Origin of the sequence: Streptomyces sp. NPDC092370 (assembly GCF_044755265.1) — a bacterium.
Classification (GTDB): Bacteria; Actinomycetota; Actinomycetes; order Streptomycetales; family Streptomycetaceae; genus Streptomyces.
Genome location: NZ_JBIVQO010000004.1, coordinates 47,108 through 67,603 on the forward strand (window position 1 = coordinate 47,108; position 20,496 = coordinate 67,603).

Annotated in this window: 16 protein-coding genes and 1 pseudogene; 10 read left to right on the plus strand and 7 right to left on the minus strand. The window is 71.5% G+C overall.

The genetic code is table 11. The features are described from left to right. Nucleotides 1–228: 228 nt before the first annotated feature. A complete protein-coding gene (meaB, locus tag ACIQHQ_RS14205) occupies nt 229–1,185 on the minus strand; it encodes a methylmalonyl Co-A mutase-associated GTPase MeaB (RefSeq protein ID WP_388251787.1) in 957 nt (318 codons plus the stop codon). Between the two features lie 34 nt (nt 1,186–1,219). After that, nucleotides 1,220–2,419: an acetyl-CoA C-acetyltransferase gene (locus tag ACIQHQ_RS14210; protein WP_402612224.1), complete on the minus strand. Its 1,200-nt coding sequence runs from the start codon at nt 2,417–2,419 to the stop codon at nt 1,220–1,222. Between the two features lie 148 nt (nt 2,420–2,567). On the opposite strand from ACIQHQ_RS14210, the gene mce reads away from it, so the two are divergent. The 7 genes from mce to ACIQHQ_RS14245 all read left to right on the plus strand — a co-directional run bounded on the left by mce (nt 2,568) and on the right by ACIQHQ_RS14245 (nt 12,498). Further along, the gene (mce, locus tag ACIQHQ_RS14215; RefSeq protein ID WP_102911843.1) at nt 2,568–3,008 is read left to right on the plus strand and encodes a methylmalonyl-CoA epimerase; all 441 of its coding nucleotides are present in this window, start codon (nt 2,568–2,570) and stop codon (nt 3,006–3,008) included. Between the two features lie 233 nt (nt 3,009–3,241). After that, entirely contained in the window at nt 3,242–7,189 is a 3,948-nt protein-coding gene (gene scy, locus ACIQHQ_RS14220; protein ID WP_402612225.1) for a polarized growth protein Scy, read from the plus strand. Between the two features lie 183 nt (nt 7,190–7,372). Beyond that, nucleotides 7,373–8,308: a cellulose-binding protein gene (locus ACIQHQ_RS14225; protein WP_184850054.1), complete on the plus strand. Its 936-nt coding sequence runs from the start codon at nt 7,373–7,375 to the stop codon at nt 8,306–8,308. Between the two features lie 85 nt (nt 8,309–8,393). Then, complete coding sequence (locus ACIQHQ_RS14230; protein ID WP_402612226.1) at nt 8,394–9,362, plus strand: ATP-binding cassette domain-containing protein; 969 nt, start codon at nt 8,394–8,396, stop codon at nt 9,360–9,362. A gap of 2 nt (nt 9,363–9,364) precedes the next feature. Continuing rightward, complete coding sequence (locus tag ACIQHQ_RS14235) at nt 9,365–10,135, plus strand: ABC transporter permease (RefSeq protein ID WP_402612227.1); 771 nt, start codon at nt 9,365–9,367, stop codon at nt 10,133–10,135. Nucleotides 10,136–10,261: 126 nt separating this feature from the next. Continuing rightward, nucleotides 10,262–11,623 (plus strand): ABC transporter ATP-binding protein, encoded by a 1,362-nt coding sequence (locus tag ACIQHQ_RS14240; protein WP_402612228.1) that lies wholly within the window; start codon nt 10,262–10,264, stop codon nt 11,621–11,623. Then, nucleotides 11,620–12,498, plus strand: coding sequence for an ABC transporter permease subunit (locus ACIQHQ_RS14245; RefSeq protein ID WP_402612229.1), 879 nt, complete (start codon nt 11,620–11,622; stop codon nt 12,496–12,498). The genes ACIQHQ_RS14240 and ACIQHQ_RS14245 overlap by 4 nt, the downstream gene beginning before the upstream one ends. Before the next feature lie 6 nt (nt 12,499–12,504). On the opposite strand, the gene ACIQHQ_RS14250 is transcribed toward ACIQHQ_RS14245, so the two are convergent. Next, nucleotides 12,505–12,837 (minus strand): ATP/GTP-binding protein, encoded by a 333-nt coding sequence (locus ACIQHQ_RS14250; protein WP_402612231.1) that lies wholly within the window; start codon nt 12,835–12,837, stop codon nt 12,505–12,507. 441 nt (nt 12,838–13,278) lie between these two features. Here ACIQHQ_RS14250 and ACIQHQ_RS14255 point away from each other — a divergent pair. Further along, nucleotides 13,279–13,693: pseudogene (locus tag ACIQHQ_RS14255) on the plus strand (IS200/IS605 family accessory protein TnpB-related protein); the annotation flags it as partial. 207 nt (nt 13,694–13,900) lie between these two features. Beyond that, nucleotides 13,901–14,929, plus strand: a complete 1,029-nt coding sequence (locus tag ACIQHQ_RS14260; RefSeq protein ID WP_402612671.1) for an LLM class flavin-dependent oxidoreductase — start codon at nt 13,901–13,903, stop codon at nt 14,927–14,929. An 81-nt stretch (nt 14,930–15,010) separates the two neighbouring features. Here ACIQHQ_RS14260 and ACIQHQ_RS14265 read toward each other — a convergent pair whose 3' ends face one another. Further along, a complete protein-coding gene (locus ACIQHQ_RS14265) occupies nt 15,011–15,403 on the minus strand; it encodes an SCO5389 family protein (protein WP_030246492.1) in 393 nt (130 codons plus the stop codon). 253 nt (nt 15,404–15,656) lie between these two features. On the opposite strand from ACIQHQ_RS14265, the gene nucS reads away from it, so the two are divergent. Next, nucleotides 15,657–16,328: an endonuclease NucS gene (gene nucS / locus ACIQHQ_RS14270; protein WP_031140730.1), complete on the plus strand. Its 672-nt coding sequence runs from the start codon at nt 15,657–15,659 to the stop codon at nt 16,326–16,328. 67 nt (nt 16,329–16,395) lie between these two features. Here the strand turns inward: nucS and ACIQHQ_RS14275 are convergent, their stop codons facing one another. The 3 genes from ACIQHQ_RS14275 to ACIQHQ_RS14285 form a co-directional block, all read right to left on the minus strand. Continuing rightward, nucleotides 16,396–18,900, minus strand: coding sequence for an ATP-binding protein (locus ACIQHQ_RS14275; protein ID WP_402612232.1), 2,505 nt, complete (start codon nt 18,898–18,900; stop codon nt 16,396–16,398). A 267-nt stretch (nt 18,901–19,167) separates the two neighbouring features. Beyond that, entirely contained in the window at nt 19,168–19,491 is a 324-nt protein-coding gene (locus ACIQHQ_RS14280; RefSeq protein ID WP_186284954.1) for an STAS domain-containing protein, read from the minus strand. A 149-nt stretch (nt 19,492–19,640) separates the two neighbouring features. Then, entirely contained in the window at nt 19,641–20,489 is an 849-nt protein-coding gene (locus ACIQHQ_RS14285) for a 3-hydroxyacyl-CoA dehydrogenase family protein (protein ID WP_402612233.1), read from the minus strand. Between the last annotated feature and the right edge of the window lie 7 nt (nt 20,490–20,496).

Below are 20,496 nucleotides of genomic sequence, written 5' to 3' on the forward strand. Positions count from 1 at the left end.
AGGCCCTGGCGGCGCGCATGCCCGCAGCTGGTGCGCCCGCCGACGCACGGAAGGGGACGTGTCGGGGGGTGTCCGCCCGCAGCGGTTGGCCCGTCAACGGACAGTCAGCCGGTTCGCAGCCCCATCGCGCCGTTCCGAGGACGGGCCCCCGGGCGCGGCCCGACCCCCCACGGAGGGAAGGCGAAGGCGCGCACCCCACCCCCGGCCGAGCGCCGCAGGCACCCGCGCTCAGCCCTCCGTCAGCCCCGCCACCAGTTCGTCCGCCGCCCGGTACGGATCCAGCTCCCCCGCCACGATCCGCTCCGCCAGGGCCCCCAGCCGCCGGTCCCCGTGCAGGTCCCCGATCCGTTCCCGCAGGGCCGTCACCGCGATCGTCTCGACCTCGCGCGAAGCCCGGGCCGTGCGCCGCTCGGCGAGAACCCCTCGCTCCTCCATCCAGGCACGGTGCTTCTCCAGCGCCTCGACGACCTCGTCGACGCCCTCACCCCGCGCGGCCACCGTCTTCACGATCGGCGGACGCCAGTCGCCCGGCCCCCGGGACTCCCCCAGCCCCAGCATGTGGTTCAGCTCGCGGGCCGTCGCGTCCGCCCCGTCCCGGTCGGCCTTGTTCACGACGTACACGTCGCCGATCTCCAGGATCCCGGCCTTGGCCGCCTGGATCCCGTCGCCCATCCCCGGCGCGAGCAGCACGACGGAGGTGTCCGCCTGCGAGGCGATCTCCACCTCCGACTGCCCCACTCCCACCGTCTCGACGAGGATCACGTCACAGCCGGCCGCGTCCAGGACCCGGATCGCCTGCGGGGCCGACCAGGCCAGTCCGCCCAGATGCCCGCGCGTGGCCATCGAGCGGATGTAGACGCCCGGGTCGGACGCGTGCTCCGACATCCGCACCCGGTCCCCGAGCAGCGCGCCGCCCGAGAACGGGGACGACGGGTCGACGGCGAGCACGCCGACGCGCTTGTCCTGCTTGCGGTACGCGGACACCAGCGCCGAGGTCGACGTGGACTTGCCGACCCCGGGCGACCCGGTCAGCCCCACCACGTACGCCCCGCCCGTCAGCGGCGCGAGCGCCGCCATGACCTCCCGCAGCTGCGGGGACGCCCCCTCCACCAGGGAGATCAGCCGGGCCACGGCCCGTGGCCGGCCTTCCCTGGCCTGGGCCACCAGTGTGGAGACGTCCTGCATCACAGCTCCGTTCAGATCAGGGACGTACCGGAAATCAGGCCTTGGGCACGCGCACGATGAGCGCGTCGCCCTGCCCGCCGCCACCGCACAGCGCGGCCGCACCCACGCCGCCGCCGCGCCGCTTCAGCTCCAGCGCGAGATGCAGCACGAGACGCGCGCCGGACATCCCGATCGGGTGACCCAGGGCAATGGCGCCACCGTTGACATTCACCTTTTCGGTGGAAACACCGAGGTCCTTCATGGACTGCACGGCCACGGCCGCGAACGCCTCGTTGATCTCGATGAGGTCGAGGTCCGAGACCTCCAGGCCCTCCTTCTTCAGCGCGTGCAGGATCGCGTTGGACGGCTGCGACTGGAGCGAGTTGTCCGGCCCGGCCACGTTGCCGTGCGCCCCGATCTCGGCGATCCACTCCAGGCCGAGCTCCTGGGCCTTGGCCTTGCTCATCACCACGACGGCGGCGGCACCGTCGGAGATCTGCGAGGCCGACCCGGCCGTGATCGTGCCGTCCTTGGCGAAGGCCGGACGCAGCTTGCCCAGGGACTCGGCGGTGGTGTCGCCGCGGATGCCCTCGTCCTTGCTGAAGAGCACCGGGTCGCCCTTGCGCTGCGGGATCTCGACGGGCGTGATCTCGGCCTCGAACAGGCCGTTCTTCTGCGCGGCGGCGGCCCGCTGGTGCGACAGGGCGGCGATCTCGTCCTGCTCGGGCCGCGCGATGCCGAGACGGGTGTTGTGCTTCTCGGTCGACTCGCCCATGGCGACGCCGTCGAAGGAGTCGGTCAGACCGTCGTGGGCCATGGCGTCGAGCATCTGGACGGCGCCGTACTTGTAGCCCTCACGGGACTTCGGAAGCAGGTGCGGGGCGTTGGTCATGGACTCCTGACCACCGGCGACGACCACGTCGAACTCACCCGCACGGATGAGCTGGTCCGCGAGCGCGATGGCGTCGAGGCCCGACAGACACACCTTGTTGATGGTCAACGCCGGGACGTTCATCGGGATGCCGGCCTTGACCGCGGCCTGGCGGGCCGGGATCTGCCCCGCTCCGGCCTGGAGCACCTGGCCCATGATCACGTACTGCACCTGGTCGCCGCCGATCCCCGCACGGTCGAGGGCGGCCTTGATCGCCAAGCCGCCGAGGTCGGCTCCGGAGAAGGACTTCAGCGATCCGAGCAACCGCCCCATGGGCGTACGCGCCCCCGAGACGATCACCGAGCTGGTCGTAGCAGAAGACATGAGCTGCGATCCCCTTACCGGCTGCACAGCCGAGGAGTGAACGAGGGTTTACTTCGAATGTACTGAGTGGCACTCCGTGCCGTCATCGGGCTGTCGGTGTGATCGCGCGCACGTTGCGTAACCACCTCCGGAGCGCTGCACTGAATCCATGCTGACGCGAATCGACCACATCGGAATCGCCTGTTTCGACCTCGACAAGACCGTCGAGTTCTACCGTGCCACCTACGGCTTCGAGGTGTTCCACTCCGAGGTCAACGAGGAGCAGGGCGTGCGCGAGGCCATGCTCAAGATCAACGATACGTCCGACGGCGGCGCCTCGTACCTGCAGCTCCTGGAGCCGACCCGCGAGGACTCCACCGTCGCGAAGTGGCTGGCGAAGAACGGGGAGGGCGTCCACCACATCGCTTTCGGTACGGCGGATGTCGACGGGGACGCCGACGAGATCAAGGGCAAGGGCGTACGCGTGCTGTACGAAGAGCCGCGACGCGGTTCCATGGGGTCACGGATCACCTTCCTGCACCCCAAGGACTGTCATGGCGTACTGACAGAACTGGTCACTTCGGCGCCCGTTGAGTCACCTGAGCACTGACCCTCGTACAGAGGGGCCGGTAGGGTTGGGGGCGGTCGCCGCTCAATCCAGGGCGACCGCGGTCCCGCCGTGCGACGGCAGGACCACCGGGGTCCGGGTTTCGGGGGACGAGCGTCGGGGCAGCAGCCTGCGCTCCGCCGATGATCTGACACCATTCCCCGGGGGCCCCGTCCGGCGGATGGACGGAGCTCGTTTGGAGAGAGTTGCGACCAGGGGACGGATGGGACCGCGCAGTGCGGGGCTACGAGAGCCAGGAGCGAGAGCCGGCGGCTGACGTCGACCACCTCTCTCGGTTCGAAGCCGAGATGAAGCGGCTGAAGACCGAACGGGAAAAGGCGATCCAGCACGCCGAGGACCTCGGCTACCAGGTCGAGGTGCTGCGCGCCAAGCTGCACGAGGCGCGGCGCACCATCATGTCCCGGCCCTCCTTCGAGGGGGGCGACATCGGCTGGCAGGCCGAGCAGTTGCTGCGCAACGCGCAGATGCAGGCCGACCAGATCCGCGCGGACGCCGACCGCGAGCTGAGCGAGGCCCGGGCGCAGACCCAGCGGATCCTCCAGGAGCACGCCGAGCAGGCGGCCCGGCTCCAGGCCGAGCTGCACCAGGAGGCGGTGACCCGCCGCCAGCAGCTGGACCAGGAGCTGTCCGAGCGCCGCCAGACGGTCGAGTCGCACGTCAACGAGAACGTGGCGTGGGCCGAGCAGCTGCGGGCCCGTACCGAGCAACAGGCCCGCCGGCTGCTGGAGGAGTCCCGGGCCGAGGCCGAGCAGGCCCTGGCCACCGCCCGTGCGGAGGCCGAGCGGCTGGCGACCGAGGCACGGCAGCGGCTGACGAACGCGGCCGAGGAGGCCCGCGCCGAGGCCGAGCAGATCCTGCGCCGCGCCCGCACGGACGCCGAGCGCCTGCTCAACGCCGCCTCCACACAGGCCCAGGAGGCCACCGACCACGCCGAGCAGCTGCGTACGTCCACCGTCTCGGAGTCGGAGTCGGCGCGCCGCGAGGCCCAGGAGCTGAGCCGGGCCGCCGAACAGCGGATGGCCGAGGCCGAGGAGGCGCTGCGCAAGGCGCAGACGGAGTCGGAAAAGCTGCTCTCGGAGGCCAAGGAGACCGCCGCCAAGGCCCTGGCGAGCGCCGAGTCCGCGAACGAGACCCGTACGCGCACCGCCAAGGAGCAGGTCGCCCGGCTCGTCGAGGAGGCCACCAAGGAGGCCGAGAACACCAAGTCCGAGGCCGAGCAGCTGGTCGCCGACGCTCGCGCCGAGGCCGAGAAGATCGTCGCGGAGGCCGCCGAGAAGGCCCGCACGCTCACCGCCGAGGAGACCGCGACCCAGCTGTCGAAGGCGGCCAGGACCGCCGAGGAGGTCCTCAACAAGGCGTCGGAGGACGCCAAGAAGACCACGAAGGCCGCGGCCGAGGAGGCCGAGCGGATCCGCTCGGAGGCCGAGGCGGAGGCGGACCGGCTGCGGGCCGAGGCGCACGACATCGCCGAGCAGCTCAAGGGCGCGGCGAAGGACGACACCAAGGAGTACCGCGCCAAGACGGTCGAGCTGCAGGAGGAGGCCCGCCGACTGCGCGGCGAGGCCGAGCAGCTGCGGGCGGACGCGGTCGAAGAGGGCGAGAAGATCCGCGCCGAGGCCCGCAAGGAGGCCGTGGCGCAGATCGAGGAGGCGGCGAAGTCCGCCGAGGAGCTGCTCGCCAAGGCCAAGGCGGACGCGGACGAGCTGCGCACGACGGCCCAGGCGGACAGCGAGAAGGTCCGCACCGAGGCCATCGAGCGGGCGACGACGCTGCGCCGGCAGGCGGAGGAGACGCTCCAGCGCACCCGGCAGGAGGCCGAGCGGCACCGCGAGGAGGTCGTCGAGCAGGCCGAGGCGCTCAAGCAGGACGCCGAGCGGGCGGCGCGGGAGCTGCGCGAGGAGACCGAGCGGGCCGTAGAGGCCCGTCGTGCCGAGGCCGCCGAGGAGCTGACGCGGCTCCAGGCGGAGGCCGAGGAGCGGCTGACGGCCGCAGAGCAGGCGCTGTCGGACGCCCGTGAGGAGGCCGCGCGGATCCGCCGCGAGGCCGCCGAGGAGAACGAGCGGCTGCGGGCCGAGGCCGCCGAGCGGATCCGTACGCTCCGGCAGCAGGCCGAGGCGGAGGCCGAGCGGCTGCGCGACGAGGCCGTGTCGGACGCGTCCGCGGCGCGTGCCGAGGGCGAGGCCGTCGCCGTACGGTTGCGCTCGGAGGCGGCGAACGAGGCCGAGCGGCTGAAGTCGGAGGCGCAGGAGAGCGCCGACCGCATGCGCGCGGAGGCGCAGTCGGCCGCCGAGCGGCTCGCCGCGGAGGCGTCCGAGACGCTGGCCGCCGCCCAGGAGGAGGCCAACCGGCGCCGCCGCGAGGCCGAGGAACTCCTCGGCAGCGCCCGGCAGGAGGCCGACCAGGAGCGTGAGCGGGCCCGCGAGCAGAGCGAGGAGCTGCTGGCCTCGGCGCGCAAGCGCGTGGAGGACGCCCAGTCCGAGGCCGTACGGCTGGTCGAGGAGGCCGACCGTCGCGCCACGGAGATGGTGTCGGCGGCCGAGCAGCACGCCCAGCAGGTCCGGGACTCCGTCGCGGGGCTGCACGAGCAGGCCCAGGAGGAGATCACCGGGCTGCGCTCCGCCGCCGAGCACGCGGCGGACCGGACACGCCGGGAGGCCCAGGAGGAGGCGGACCGGGTCCGCTCCGACGCCTACGCCGAGCGGGAGCGGGCGAGCGAGGACGCGGGCCGGCTGCGGCGCGCGGCGCACGAGGAGTCCGAGGCCGCCAAGGCGCTCGCCGAGCGGACGATGTCCGAGGCGATCGCGGAGGCGGAGCGGATCCGCACGGACGTCGCCGAGCACGCCCAGCGGGTGCGCACGGAGGCGTCGGACGCGATCGCAGAGGCCGAGCAGAGCGCCTCGCGCACCAGGGCGGACGCCCGGGAGGACGCCAACCGCATCCGGTCGGACGCGGCGACGCAGGCGGACACCCTCATCACCGAGGCGCGCAACGAGGCGGAGCGGCTCACGACGGAGACGATCCAGGAGACGGACCGGCTCCGGATGGACACGGTCACCGAGGCCGAGCGGGTCCGGACGGAGGCGATCTCCGAGGCCGAGCGCGTCCGCTCCGAGGCGGCCACCGAGGCCGAGCGGGTGCGGGCGGAGTCGGTCGCCAAGGCCGAGCAGCTGGTCGGGGAGGCCACCGGCGAGGCGGAGCGGCTGCGGGCCGAGGCCGCCGAGACGGTCGGTTCGGCGCAGCAGCACGCGGAACGGATCCGCAACGAGGCCCAGCGCGTCAAGTCGGACGCGCAGGCCGAGGCGGAGCGGCTGGTCAGCACGGCGCGCGAGGAGGCCGACCGCACGCTGGACGCGGCCCGCAAGGACGCCAACAAGCGGCGTTCCGAGGCGGCCGAGCAGGTCGACAAGCTCATCACGGAGACCACGGCCGAGGCGGACAAGCTGCTGACCGAGGCACAGCAGCAGGCGCGCAAGACCACCGCGGATGCCGAGTCGCAGGCCGACACGATGGTGGGCGCGGCCCGCACCGAGGCCGACCGGCTGTTGTCCGAGGCGACGGTCGAGGGCAACCTGCTGGTGGAGAAGGCCCGTACGGACGCGGACGAGCTGCTGGTCGGCGCGCGCCGGGACGCCACGCAGATAAGGGAGCGCGCCGAGGAGCTGCGCGACCGCATCACTTCCGAGATCGAGGATCTGCACGAGCGGGCCCGTCGCGAGTCGGCCGAGACGATGAAGTCGGCGGGCGACCGGTGCGACGCGCTCGTCAAGGCGGCCGAGGAGCAGCTGGCGAAGGCGCAGGCCAAGGCCAAGGAGATCGTCTCGGAGGCCAACTCCGAGGCGGGCAAGGTCCGTATCGCCGCGGTGAAGAAGGCGGAGGGGCTGCTCAAGGAGGCCGAGCAGAAGAAGTCCACGCTGGTCCGGGAGGCCGAGGAGCTCAAGGCCGAGGCGATCCGCGAGGCCAAGCGCACGGTCGAGGAGGGCAAGCGCGAGCTGGAGGTCCTGGTCCGCCGTCGCGAGGACATCAACGCCGAGATCTCCCGTGTCCAGGACGTCCTGGAGGCGTTGGAATCCTTCGAGGCCCCCTCTTCGGGCAAGGACAACGGAGTCAAGGCCGGCGCCACGGTCGGCGCACCCCGTTCGGGTGGCAAGTCCTCGGATAGCTAGCCAAATGGGGCGAATCCGGTGTGTGCTGGGGCCTTTGACCAAGTCTTTGGCAAGCGGTCCGGGGGTTAGCCACTCAAAAGGGGTGTCATTTTCCAGATCAAACGCGCATCCGCTCGATGACACACCGTTTCGGCCCCTAGGATTCCACCTATCACCTCACCGGTCTCATTCGACAGGAACCCCATGAGCGACACTTCCCCCTACGGCTTCGAGCTTGTGCGGCGTGGATACGACCGCGCTCAGGTGGACGAACGTATCTCCAAGCTCGTCTCCGACCGTGACAGCGCTCTCGCCCGCATCACCGCTCTGGAAAAGCGCATCGAAGAGCTCCACCTCGAGACGCAGAACGCCCAGGCCCAGATCACCGACGCCGAGCCGTCGTACGCGGGTCTCGGTGCGCGCGTGGAGAAGATTCTCCGCCTCGCCGAGGAGGAGGCGAAGGACCTGCGCGAGGAGGCCCGCCGCGCCGCCGAGCAGCACCGCGAGCTCGCCGAGTCGGCGGCCCAGCAGGTGCGCAACGACGCCGAGTCGTACTCCGCGGAGCGCAAGGCGAAGGCCGAGGACGAGGGCCTGCGGATCGTCGAGAAGGCCAAGAGTGACGCCGCCCAGCTGCGTTCCGAGGCGCAGAAGGACGCGCAGTCCAAGCGTGAGGAGGCGGACGCCCTCTTCGAGGAGACCCGCGCGAAGGCCGCCCAGGCCGCCGCCGACTTCGAGACGAACCTGGCCAAGCGCCGCGAGCAGTCCGAGCGCGACCTGGCCTCCCGTCAGGCCAAGGCCGAGAAGCGCCTCGCCGAGATCGAGCACCGCGCCGAGCAGCTGCGTCTGGAGGCCGAGAAGCTCCGCACGGACGCCGAGCGCCGCGCCCGCCAGACGGTGGAGACGGCCCAGCGCCAGGCCGAGGACATCGTGGCCGACGCCAACGCCAAGGCCGACCGCATCCGTTCGGAATCCGAGCGCGAGCTGGCCGCCCTCACCAACCGCCGCGACAGCATCAACGCCCAGCTGACGAACGTCCGCGAGATGCTCGCGACGCTCACGGGCGCCGCGGTGGCCGCCGCCGGCACGCCGGCCGAGGACGAGCCGATCTCCCGCGGGGTCCCGGCGCAGCAGTCCCGGTAACAGCCCGGCATACGGAGTCTGAACCTCCGTAAAGCCCTCTGCCGCTCGGGTGGCAGAGGGCTTTGCCACGTTCTAGCGTGGCGGCATGATTGAGCTGGAGGGGCTGACCAAGCGGTACGGCGAGAAGGTGGCGGTCAACAACCTGTCCTTCACCGTGAGACCGGGCATCGTCACCGGCTTCCTCGGGCCCAACGGCGCGGGCAAGTCCACGACCATGCGGATGGTCCTCGGTCTCGACCACCCGACCGCCGGCGACGTCCGTATCGACGGCAAGCACTACCACCAGCTCAAGGACCCCCTGACCTACATCGGCGCCCTGCTGGAGGCCAAGGCCTGGCACGGCGGGCGCACCGCCTACAACCATCTGCTGTGCCTCGCGCAGAGCAACGGCATTCCGAGCAGCCGTGTGCGAGACGTGCTGGAGACCGTCGGGCTGACGGCGGTCGCCAGGAAGAAGACCAAGGGCTTCTCGATGGGCATGGGGCAGCGGCTCGGCATCGCGGCCGCGCTGCTCGGCGACCCGCGGATCCTGATGTTCGACGAGCCGGTCAACGGCCTCGACCCCGAGGGCATCCACTGGATCCGCACCCTGATGAAGTCGCTCGCCGCACAGGGCCGGACCGTGTTCGTCTCCTCCCACCTGATGAGCGAGATGGCGCTGACGGCCGAGCACCTCGTCGTCATCGGGCAGGGCCGGCTGCTCGCGGACACCTCCATGGCGGACTTCATCGACCGCAACTCGCGGTCGTACGTCCGGGTCCGCAGTCCGCAGCGGGAGCGGCTGCTCGACGTGCTGCACCAGGCGGGGATCGTGGCCGTGGAGAGCGGCGAGGGAGTGCTGGAGGTGGACGGCGGCAAGGCGGAGCAGATCGGTGAGGTGGCAGCGCAGCACCGGATCACGCTGCACGAGCTGAGCTCGCAACAGGCTTCCCTGGAGGAGGCGTTCATGCAGCTGACGGCGGGGTCGGTGGAGTATCACGCACACAGCGAAACCGGCATGGCGAGTTCCGAGCCTCCGCGGCAGCAGTGGGGCGACGGCTGGAAGAGGGGCTGAGCATGGCGGTGACACAGGTCGTACGGTCGGAGTGGACCAAGATCCGGTCGGTGGCGTCCACGGTGTGGACACTCTCGCTGGTGGTGGTCGTGACGGTCGCCCTCGGCATGCTCATCTCGGCCCTGTCGAAGAGCGAGTTCGACTCCATGAACGCGCAGGACCGGGCGGAGTTCGACCCGACGTTCATCAGTTTCGCGGGGATGAGTCTCGGCCAGCTGGCGATGATCGTCTTCGGTGTGCTGGTCGTGTCGAACGAGTACAGCACCGGCATGATCCGCACCTCGCTGGCCGCGGTGCCGCAGCGCGGCTCCTTCCTGTTCAGCAAGATCGCGGTCGCGTCGGCGCTCGCCCTGCTGGTGGGCCTCGTCACCAGCTTCGCCGCCTTCTTCCTGGGGCAGGCGATGCTGGGCTCGCACCGGGCGGAGATCGGCGACCCGGGGGTGCTGCGGGCCGTGATCGGCGGCGGCCTCTACATGGCGCTGATCGCGATGTTCTCCATGGGTGTCGCCGCGATGCTGCGCTCGCCGATGCTGTCACTGGGCATCCTGATGCCGTTCTTCTTCCTGATCTCCAACATCCTGGGCAACGTCGACGCGACGAAGAAGGTCGGCCGATTCCTGCCGGACCAGGCCGGCAGCAAGATCATGCAGGTGGTCACGCCGATCGACGACGACACCCCGTACGGGCCCTGGGGAGGCCTCGGGATCATGGGGCTGTGGGTGCTCGCGGCGCTGATCGGCGGTTACGTCCTGCTGAAGAAGCGGGACGCCTAGAGGGGACAGGCTCGCCCCCCCGGCCCTTTACCTCCTCTTGGGTGGAACCGTCAGCGCCTCGATATCCTCCTAACCCTTACGGGGGCGTGTGCCCCGCTGTCCTGAACCTTGCGATGGGTGCGGAGCATGATCGAAGCAGTCGGCCTGACGAAGCGCTACGGCGACAAGACCGCTGTGTACAACCTTTCCTTCCAGGTGCGGCCCGGAGCCGTCACCGGCTTCCTCGGGCCGAACGGCTCGGGCAAGTCGACGACGATGCGGATGATCCTCGGTCTGGACAACCCGACGGCCGGACATGTGACGATCGGCGGCCACCCGTACCGCAGGCTGCCCAACGCCGCCCGCCAGGTGGGCGCGCTGCTGGACGCCAAGGCGGTGCACGGCGGCCGGTCCGCCCGCAACCATCTGCTGTCCCTGGCCCAGCTGTCGGGCATCCCGGCCCGGCGGGTGGACGAGGTGCTCGGGGTCGTCGGTCTGCAGGACGTGGCCAAGAGGCGGTCCAAGGGCTTCTCCCTCGGCATGGGGCAGCGGCTCGGCATCGCCGCGGCGCTGCTCGGCGACCCGCAGGTGCTGCTGTTCGACGAGCCGGTCAACGGCCTCGACCCCGAGGGCATCCACTGGGTGCGCAATCTGATGAAGGCACTGGCGGCGGAGGGGCGCACGGTCTTCGTCTCCTCCCACCTGATGAGCGAGATGGCGCTGACCGCCGACCACCTCATCGTCATCGGGCGCGGTCAGCTGCTCGCGGACATGAGCGTGACCGCCTTCATCTCGGCGAACTCGGCGGACTTCGCGCGGGTGCGCACCCCCGACACCGAGCCGCAAGCGCGCGAGAAGCTGTCGGCCGCGCTGACCGAGTCGGGCGGGCACGTGCTGCCCGAGCAGGACGGCGCTCTGCGCGTGACGGGGCTGGCCCTGTCGCGCATCAGCGACATCGCGCACGACCACGGCGTACGGCTGTGGGAGCTGTCGCCGCACCAGGCCTCCCTGGAGGAGGCGTACATGCGGATGACGCAGGGCGCCGTCGACTACCGCTCGACGACCGACCAGAAGGAAGGGCTCCAGCAGCCGCTGCCGCCCGGCGCGCAGCCGCCGATGCCGGTGCCCGGGCAGGGTCAGGCGGGCTGGTACGCCCCGCCGCCGCCCCAGCAGGGCGGCCGGCCGTTCGCTCCGCCGCAGGGTGCACCGGGCCAGGCCCCGGCGGGCCCGTACGGCGCCCCGGAGGGCGCCCCGAGCGTCCCCGGTGTGGGAACACCCAACCCGTACGCCCAGCCCACGCCTGAGGCGTCTGGGGCACCGCAGGGCGCCCCGCAGCCCGCGGCGCCGGCCGCCGCGGGCCAGGCGGCCGGCACCGGATCCCCGTCCGCGCCGCAGGACTCGGCCCCGTCCGCGCCGCAGGTGCCCGCCGCCCCGCCGGCCACCTCGGCACCCGCGCGACCCGCCGCCGCCCCGACCTCCGACCTGACCAAGCCCGAGGACGCCCGATGAGCAGCCCCCAGTCCCAGATGCCGCAGGCCGCGCCCGCCTGGCAGCCGGCGCCCGGTTCCGCCCCCCACTCCGGCCAGGGCTACACCTCGCCGATCCCGGTCGTGCGCACCCACCTCGGGAACGCCATCGCCTCGGAGTGGACGAAGATCAGGTCGGTGCGCTCCACGATGTGGACGCTCGGCGTGTTCGTCCTGCTCGTCGTCGGCATCGGACTGCTGACCGGCGTGGTGGTGGCGAACTCCGACCCGGCCCTGGACGGCCAGAGCCCGCTCGGACTGGGCTTCTTCGGACTCCTGCTCGGCAGCATGTGCATCATCACGCTGGGCGTGCTGACCACGGCCTCGGAGTACGGCACCGGCATGATCCGCACCACGATGGTCGCGTGCCCGAGCCGCGGCCGGGTGCTGGTGGCGAAGGCAGTGGTGTTCTTCCTGGTCGCTTTCGTGGTGACGCTCGTGTCCGCGTCGCTCGTGGCCTCCCTGCACGTGGCCATGCTGGAGGGCGACGGTGCCAAGTCCCCCTCCGGTGGTGAGTGGCTGAAGGGCACGGTCGGCATCGCGCTCTATGTCGCGCTGCTGGGCCTGCTCTCGCTGCTCATCGGTTCGATCATCCGGCACTCGGCGGGCGCCATCACCATCATGATCGGTGCCGTGCTGGCCCCGCTGGTGATCGCGCTGTTCATGTTCTCGGAGTCGCTGCAGGACGTGCGCGACGCCCTGTTCGAGTACTCGATCCCGAACCAGCTGAGCGTCTTCTACGCCAACTCCCTCAGCGATTCCGGCCCGTCCGGCTGGGACCCGCTGTGGATCATCCTCGGCGTCACGGCCGTGGCGTTCGCGGGCGCCTTCGCGCTGCTGGAGAAGCGGGACGTCTGAGTTCCCTCAGAACCTCGGCGCGTTACGGGACCGCCGCACCCCGGGGGTGCGGCGGTCCCGCGCGTTCCAGCAGGCCTTGTGCCAGTGCCGTCTGTCGTCGACGCCCGTGTGCTCCGACCAGGCCACCACGTGCGGCACCCCGTCCGGGATCATCTGGTCGCAGCCGGGACAGCGGTACGACTTGCCCTGCGCGCTCGCGCCGGCCACGTGCCGCACGCTCCAGTTCTCGCCCTGCCAGTTCTCCGAGGACTGCCAGCCCCCGTAGCGGCCTGGGCGGTCGTCCTCGACGCTGCGGCCGAACGAAACGGCGTCCTTGGGTCGGTTGCGACGCGGGGACACGGGACACCTCTCGGGGCTGTACGGGAAGCAGGGGCCGAGTCCAGCCTACGCGGATCCACGGGGTTGGTACGGCTGCCGCTTGACCGAGCGTAAGCGTGTACAGGCGCGTGTGAGTGAGTGCCGGTGGTGACGACGGGGCGGCGGGTGCGGAGTTGACTGAACGGGAGTTTGCAGGTCGAACGCGTGACCTTTGCGGCTGGGGCTCGTTGGATGCGGTGACGGATCTTCGACATCGGGCCGGGGGTGGCGGGGTGGGCGGGCTGCGGGAGGTGGCGGCGCCGTTTGTGGTGCCCGGCCCTTCGGGGGTGGCGGTCCGAGCCCGGCTGCGGGTGTCGGAGACGGACGCGGCGGTGCTGGCCGAGGTCGGTGTGTTCCTCGGTGGGCTTGCATCCCGGGATCTCGCGGTGCGCTCGCGGCAGGGTCTGGCTCATGATGCCACCGCGGCTGGTGTCGACGGCTGCCGAGCAGGGCATCGCGGTCGTCGCGGTGGATCCGGCGTACACCTCCCGGTGGGGTGCCCAGTACTGGCAGCGGCCGCTGACGACGCCCACCCGTCAAGCGTCCCGGCACGATGCGGCAGGCATCGCGATCGGGCGACGCGCTCTCGGGCATCCGATCAGGCGACTGACGGCACCGCCCCCACACGACCAGAGTGATCGTGCGGGGCATCGGACCGCCCAGGCCTCACCGGAGACCCGACGGCGTGAGGAAACCCGCCCCCGCCTTCCCGGACACCGATCACGAGTCGTGCCGCCCGGACGCGGGGCGAAAGCGGGCGACCAGCGTGCCCCACACCGTTTCAGGGCACGCGGCTGAGCATGAGCCCTGGCAACAGGGCTCAATCCCGCTCAGTCTTCAGGAACGGTACGCGTACGGCGCCAATACGCCCCAAGTCCCTCACGGGCAGGGCGGGCTTCTGCGGCTGCTCTCCCCCGGCCCCCGGCGGAGCGCCCCATTCTGCAGACAATCCGCAAAATACTCCGCCCGGCCGTGTCCTCGGCACGTGTCCGACGGTTATGCCCTGTGGGGAGCTCCGTGTCGGAGCCAAGGAAGCAGGAAAGCAATGCGCGTTGGAAGTTTCGTGTTGGCGGCCCAGTTCCCCGGTCAGGGCGAAGGGGAGGCGCTGCACCGGGCGGTCCGTTCGGCCGAGGTGGCCGAGGAGGCCGGGCTCGACACGGTCTGGCTGGCCGAGCACCACTTCGTGCCGTACGGCACGTGTCCGTCGGCCATCACCCTGGCGGCCTTGCTGCTGGGCCGCACCCGCCGCATCCGGGTCGGCACGGCGGTCAGCGTCCTGCCCACCGTCCACCCCGTGGCCCTGGGCGAACAGGCCGCGCTGCTGCACCACACGAGCGACGGCCGTTTCACACTGGGCGTCGGGCGCGGCGGCCCGTGGATCGACCTCGAGGTGTTCGGGGCGGGCCTGGAGGCGTACGAGAAGGGGTTCCCGGAATCCCTGGAGCTTCTGGTGCGGTGGCTGCGCGAGTCCTCCGTGGCCGCCGACGGGGAGCGCTTCCGCTTCCGTGCGGTCCCGGTGGTGCCACGGCCGTCTCAGGCCCTGGCGGAAGGGCCGGGACCCGAGCTCGTCGTCGCCTGCACCTCGCCGGCGAGCGTGCGGCTGGCCGCCGAACGAGGTCTGTCGATGCTGCTCGGCATGCATGTGGGGGACGAGGAGAAGGCCGAGATGGTCGCGCTGTGGCGACAGCACGCCCGGGCGAGCGGACGTTCGGCGGAGGAGATCCACGGCGCCTCCCATGTGTCGGCCGGTGTCTGTCAGATCGCGGACCGGCGGGTCGACGCGGCGGAGACACTGATGAAGGCCATGCCGGGCTGGCTCAAGCAGGGCCTGGAGGCGCATGTCACGGTCGACGGGCGCACGCGCCGGATGCGTGACCCGCTGGCGTACACCGAACTGCTCTGCGGGCTGCACCCGGTGGGCACTCCGCGGCTGTGCGCGGACCGGCTTGCGGCGACCAGCGAGCGGACGGGCATCTCCCGCTTCGCGCTGCTCGTCGAGGGCTCCGGAGACCTGGCGGCGACCGAGGAGAACGTGCGTCGGCTGGGCGCCGAGGTGCTCCCCCAACTCGTCTGACGGCGCCGTGGATTCCTGGGGGCTTGCCGCTCCGGTACAGAACTGCACCTCCCGCGTACGGAGCGGCAAGCACGCGGTTCGTCAGCAGTCCCGGAACTCAGGTGACTGGTTCAGCACCTGACTGCGGACCGAGGTGAAACGACCCAGCTTCTCGTCGACCGAGGAGTCAAGCGGGAACACGGCCACCCGGTGGCAGTTCTGGAAGGCCAGACGCACACCGAAGTGCCGCTGCAGCGCGCCGCGTATCGCGTCACTCGCAAGCGCACGCAGCAGCTGGCCGCGTGCCTGCTCGTCCGGCGGAGGCGTCTGGTTGTCGGCGAACGCACCGCCGTCCACCTTCAGCTGGGCCACCAGGGAGCTGATCATCTCCCACGCATAGGGCAGGGAGGTCCGGACGCAGTCGACGAATTCCGCTTCGTCGACCTCGCCTCGCTCGGCCTGTTCGAGTAGGGCCGGTGAGACGTCGAGCGACATGAGTTCTCCTCTCGCACCCCCAACGAGCAGGGGTTGCCTGACAGATAGGGGAGTTTCGCGACACCGGACACGCTGCGTACACGCACCGCGACCTCCCGTTCCTACGGTAAGCAACGGACGGTGACGGCACCAGGAAAATGCGCAGATGAGACACTCCCGGTGAGCACACCCTGCACACAATCGGCCATTACCGAACACGTGTTTTCCAGGGCGAATCGCGTGGACAGGTGCCCGTCGAGTAGCGTTGCCGACCATGCGTCTCGTCATTGCCCGCTGCTCCGTGGACTACGCCGGGCGGCTCACCGCCCACCTTCCCTCGGCCCCGCGCCTGATCCTGGTGAAGGCGGACGGCAGCGTCTCGATCCATGCCGACGACCGGGCCTACAAGCCCCTGAACTGGATGTCGCCGCCGTGCACCCTGAAGGAGGGCACCGGCGAGGAAGAAGGCGTCTGGACCGTCGTCAACAAGGCGGGCGAGAAGCTCATCATCACGATGGAAGAAGTCCTCCACGACTCCTCGCACGAACTGGGCGTCGATCCCGGCCTGATCAAGGACGGCGTGGAAGCACACCTCCAGGAGCTGCTCGCCGACCGCATCGAGACACTCGGCGAGGGCTACACGCTCATCCGCCGTGAGTACCCGACGGCCATCGGGCCGGTCGACATCCTGTGCCGGGACGCCGACGGCAAGACCGTCGCGGTGGAGATCAAACGGCGCGGTGAGATCGACGGCGTGGAGCAGCTCACCCGCTATCTGGAGCTGCTGAACCGCGACCCCCATCTCGCCCCGGTGCGCGGCGTCTTCGCGGCCCAGGAGATCAAACCGCAGGCGCGCGTCCTCGCGACGGACCGCGGCATCGGCTGCCAGGTCCTCGACTACAACGCGCTGCGGGGCATCGAGGACGACAAGCTGCGGCTGTTCTGACAGCCCCTACGCCGACGAGCAGGGCCGGGTCCGTGGAACGGACCCGGCCCTGCTGTCTGTACGGGTGTCAGATCACCGTCTCGGAGCCGCTCGGCGTCCCCGTGGCGCTCTGCGAGGCGCTCGCCGTGCTGCTCGTGGGAGCGCTCGGCGCCGGGCCGCTGGCCGAGTCGGAGGTGGACGGACTGGTCGTCGGCGGCTCCGAGGTGGGCGGCTCCGAGGTCGGCGGTTGTGAGGTCGGCGGCTCGGACGTCGGCGGCTTCGACGTCGCGGGCGGCTTGGACGTCGCGGGCGGCTTCGATGTCGCGGGCGGCTTCGATGTGGACGGCGGTTTCGAGGACGTCGGCGGCTTCGACGGTGACGCGGAACCGCTCGGGTCCTGCGAACCGCTCGGGGCGCCCGTCGGCGTCGGGTCGTCCGACGTGCCGGGTGTGCCGTCCGGGCCGGGGTCCGTCGGACGGCTGGTCACCGCACCGGTGTCGCCGTCGTCGTTCGCCGCCGGATCGGCGTCCAGGCTGCCGTCACCGACGTCCTGACTGGCGGACGGGTTGACGCCCACCTGGTCGGACGGCGGGTTCTGCTCGTTGCCGGAGGTGGCGCCGAGCGTCACCACCGTGCCCAGGACGGCGACGAGCAGGGCTCCGGCACCGGCGGCCACGCGGTTGCGCCGGGCCAGGCCCTTGAGGCCGCCGCTGGCCGTGCGGGAGGGCGCGGGCGAGCTGCGGTGGGTGACCAGGGCCGGCGAGGGCGGCGGCTGGAGCGTGGGGAAGGCCGCCGGGACACCGCCGGGCGGGGACGCCGACTCCTCGCCGCGGGCGTCGGGCACCTCCTCCCCCGCGGTCGGGCCGAGCCCGATCGGTGTGCCCGAGCGGTCGGCGACCAGGGCGAGGGCGCGGCGGCCGGCGACGGTGCCGCGCTTGTCGGCGAGGGCGCCGCGCAGGCCGATGGAGGCCTCCAGTTCGGCGCGGGCCCGGTCGAGCTGCCCCCCGCACAGGGCGAGGACGCCGAGCTCGTGGTGGAAATAGGCCTCCTCGGCGACGTCCCCGGCGAGCCGGGCGGCCTCGGCACCGGCCCGCAGGACCCGCTCCCAGGCGCTCCAGTGCAGTCCGGCGGCGAACGCGGGGGCGGCGGTGCGGGCCAGGTGCACGGCCGCGCTCTCCTCGCCCTCGGCGGGCCGGCGGGTGGCCGGCGCGAGGACGGCCAGGGCGGCGAGGATCGCGTCGGCCTCGGCGCACACGCGTTCCGGGGTGACCGAGGGGTGCCCGGCCCACCAGGAGTAGTGCTGGGCGGCGCTGCGGGCGCCGGCCTCGGCCTCGTCGGCGTATCCGGCGGCCTCCAGTTGGGCGGACACGCCCGCCGCGAGGCGGTAGCGGGAGCCGACCGGGGAGACCAGGCCGCAGGAGACCAGTTCACCGAGCGCGGCGTCCGCGTGGGTGTCACCGACCAGGGCGGGCAGATGCGCCTGGTGCGGGACTTCGCCGCCGAGGGCGACGGCGAACCGCAGCGTGGCGCGGGCGGAAGCGCTCAGCCGGGAGGCGAGCAGCGGGGCGGGGGCGGCGGCCTCGCCGAGCGCGGGCAGCGGCACGTCGTCGCCGAGGTCGTAGGTCTCGGCGGTGCCGGCCGGGGGCGCGTCCTCGAAGACACCGAACTCGTCGACGGCACCGGTGCCGGCGCGCAACCGGTCACGTTGCCGCAGCAGGGCGCCGGCCTGGACGAAACGCAGCGGCAGGCCCTCGGACTCGAACCAGAGGTCGCCCGCCCAGTTGGACTCTTCCTCGGTGAGGGACCGGCCCACCGCGTGCTCCAGCAGGTCGAGCCCGGCCGCCCGCTCCAGCCCGCCGAGGAGGACCTCCTCGACGCCGGCGCTCGCGGAGGGAGCGGGCACGTCCGGGGTGGCGCCGAGCAGGAAGGCGCACTCGGGGGTCGCCTCCAGCAGTTCGTCGAGCGCCGCACCGCCGAACTCCAGGTCGTCGACGACGACTACCGCGCCGATGTCACGGACGTGGGTGAGTACGTCGTCCCGGTCCGGGCGGTGCAGCGGGGCGTTGTACACCGCGTGGAACAGGTCGTACAGCAAGTCGTCGCCGGTGCGGCCGAAGCCGTTCAGGCGGACGACGCCGTCGGGGGCGAGGTCGGAGCAGTCCTCGGCGACGAGGTCGAGCAGGCGGGTGCGACCGGAGCCGGCCGGGCCGGTGAGGCGGGTGGAGCGGCCGCGGGCCAGCAGGCGCACCAGGCGCTCGCGTTCGTCCTGGCGGGCCAGCAACGGCAGGGCCGCACGCGCGGGGCCGGGCGGGACGGGCGGGTGGGCCGCGCGGTCGGCCTCGGCGCGCTCGGCCTCGGTCAGCTTCACAGGCCGCGCGGGCCGTTCGGCGGGCGGGCAGACCTCTATCTCGCTGCCGTCGACGGGGTTGACGGTCAGCAGGAAGTCGCCGGAGACGAGCTGCACGGTGCGGGCGAGCGCCGGCGCGTGGTGCGCGAAGTCGGGTGTGAGGGATTCCCTGGGAGGGCGCTGGCGCGGCACCGGGCCGTCGCCGTCGTGGCCGTACTCCTCGGGTCCCCGGTTCTCAGGATCCATAGGTCAAGCCCCCCAAAAGGGTGTGTGTGCTTGGAAAAGCCCCTCCCGGCCTTGCTGCACACCGCGCTGTCGCTTCTGGTCCGGTCCCGCTCGAAGGGTGTCGAGGCAGCGGGCAGCCGAACCCTAAACCTTCGCACAGTATCTACGACAGTCCGGGGTACCGCGCCGTCCGTAACGTCACGGTCTCATGAGGATTGTGCGCGTCGCGCGATTCGACGACGTGCGTCCGGGTCTCCCCGGTCGCCCGGCTCACACCCGTACGAGGCGTCACACACGGGGAAGCGACTCCACCCCGATGCCCCCCTCGATCGCCAGGATCCGGTGCAGGCGGGTGGCCACCAGCAGGCGCTGCATCTGCGGCGGTACACCGCGCAGCACCAGACGCCGGCCGCAGCGGCCGGCCCGCCGGTGGGCCCCCATGATCACGCCCAGTCCGGTGGCGTCCCAGGAGTCCAGTTCGGACAGGTCCAGCACCAGGTCGCCGACTCCGTCGTCGACGGCCGAGTGCAGGACCGTACGGGCGTCCGCCGCGCTCCGGACATCGAGGCGGCCCCCGACGACCAGCTCGGCGTGGTCGCCCCTGATGTGCATATGCGCTCCCCGTGCGTGCGAATCGTGCTCCGCGTTCTGATGTGGGTGATGCAACCTCTGACTGTGTGGAGGAGCCAGAGGTTGCTTCTTGTGAGCGAACCGATACGGAATTCACCCTGGCGTGTGACGCCCCCGCGGCATGTGCGGTTTCAGTGCTTGTAGAAGCCCTGCCCGCTCTTGCGTCCGATGTCACCGGCGTCAACCATCCGGCGCATCGACTCGGGAGCCGCGAACTTCTCGTCCTGGGACTCGGTGTAGATGTTGTTCGTCGCGTGCAGCAGGATGTCGACGCCGGTCAGATCCGCCGTCGCCAGCGGGCCCATCGCGTGACCGAAGCCCAGCTTGCAGGCCAGGTCGATGTCCTCGGCGCTGGCCACGCCCGACTCCTGCAGCTTCGCGGCCTCGACGACCAGGGCGCAGATGAGACGGGTCGTCACGAAGCCGGCGACGTCGCGGTTGACGACGATGCAGGTCTTGCCGACCGACTCGGCGAACTCCCGGGCCGTGGTGAGGGTTGCGTCACTGGTCTTGTAACCGCGGACCAGTTCACACAGCTGCATCATCGGCACCGGCGAGAAGAAGTGCGTGCCGACGACCCGCTCCGGGCGCTCCGTCGCCGCCGCGATCTTGGTGATCGGGATGGCGGAGGTGTTGGAGGCCAGGATCGCCTCGTCCTTCACGATCTTGTCGAGCGCACGGAAGATCTCGTGCTTGACTTCCAGCTTCTCGAACACGGCCTCGACCACGACGTCCGCGTCGGCCGCGGCGTCCAGGTCGGTGGTCGCGGTGATGCGGGCCAGGGCGGCGTCGGCGTCGTGCGCCTCCAGCTTGCCCTTGGCGACGAACTTGTCGTACGACGCCTTGATGCCGTCGGTGCCCCGCGTCAGCGCCTCGTCGGTGACGTCGCGCAGGACCACCTCCCAGCCCGCCTGCGCGGACACCTGGGCGATGCCGGATCCCATGAGGCCGGCTCCGATGACGGCGAGCTTCCGTGCCACTGTGCGA

Bases quoted from the DNA above. Each gene is read 5' to 3' on its own strand.
- ACIQHQ_RS14260 (WP_402612671.1), top strand. From the start codon at position 13,901: ATGCGCGTTGGAAGTTTCGTGTTGGCGGCCCAGTTCCCCGGTCAGGGC.
- ACIQHQ_RS14265 (WP_030246492.1), bottom strand. From the start codon at position 15,403: ATGTCGCTCGACGTCTCACCGGCCCTACTCGAACAGGCCGAGCGAGGC.
- ACIQHQ_RS14230 (WP_402612226.1), top strand. From the start codon at position 8,394: ATGATTGAGCTGGAGGGGCTGACCAAGCGGTACGGCGAGAAGGTGGCG.
- meaB (WP_388251787.1), bottom strand. From the start codon at position 1,185: ATGCAGGACGTCTCCACACTGGTGGCCCAGGCCAGGGAAGGCCGGCCA.
- ACIQHQ_RS14235 (WP_402612227.1), top strand. From the start codon at position 9,365: ATGGCGGTGACACAGGTCGTACGGTCGGAGTGGACCAAGATCCGGTCG.
- ACIQHQ_RS14245 (WP_402612229.1), top strand. From the start codon at position 11,620: ATGAGCAGCCCCCAGTCCCAGATGCCGCAGGCCGCGCCCGCCTGGCAG.
- mce (WP_102911843.1), top strand. From the start codon at position 2,568: ATGCTGACGCGAATCGACCACATCGGAATCGCCTGTTTCGACCTCGAC.
- ACIQHQ_RS14280 (WP_186284954.1), bottom strand. From the start codon at position 19,491: ATGCACATCAGGGGCGACCACGCCGAGCTGGTCGTCGGGGGCCGCCTC.
- ACIQHQ_RS14240 (WP_402612228.1), top strand. From the start codon at position 10,262: ATGATCGAAGCAGTCGGCCTGACGAAGCGCTACGGCGACAAGACCGCT.
- ACIQHQ_RS14225 (WP_184850054.1), top strand. From the start codon at position 7,373: ATGAGCGACACTTCCCCCTACGGCTTCGAGCTTGTGCGGCGTGGATAC.
- nucS (WP_031140730.1), top strand. From the start codon at position 15,657: ATGCGTCTCGTCATTGCCCGCTGCTCCGTGGACTACGCCGGGCGGCTC.
- ACIQHQ_RS14210 (WP_402612224.1), bottom strand. From the start codon at position 2,419: ATGTCTTCTGCTACGACCAGCTCGGTGATCGTCTCGGGGGCGCGTACG.
- ACIQHQ_RS14275 (WP_402612232.1), bottom strand. From the start codon at position 18,900: ATGGATCCTGAGAACCGGGGACCCGAGGAGTACGGCCACGACGGCGAC.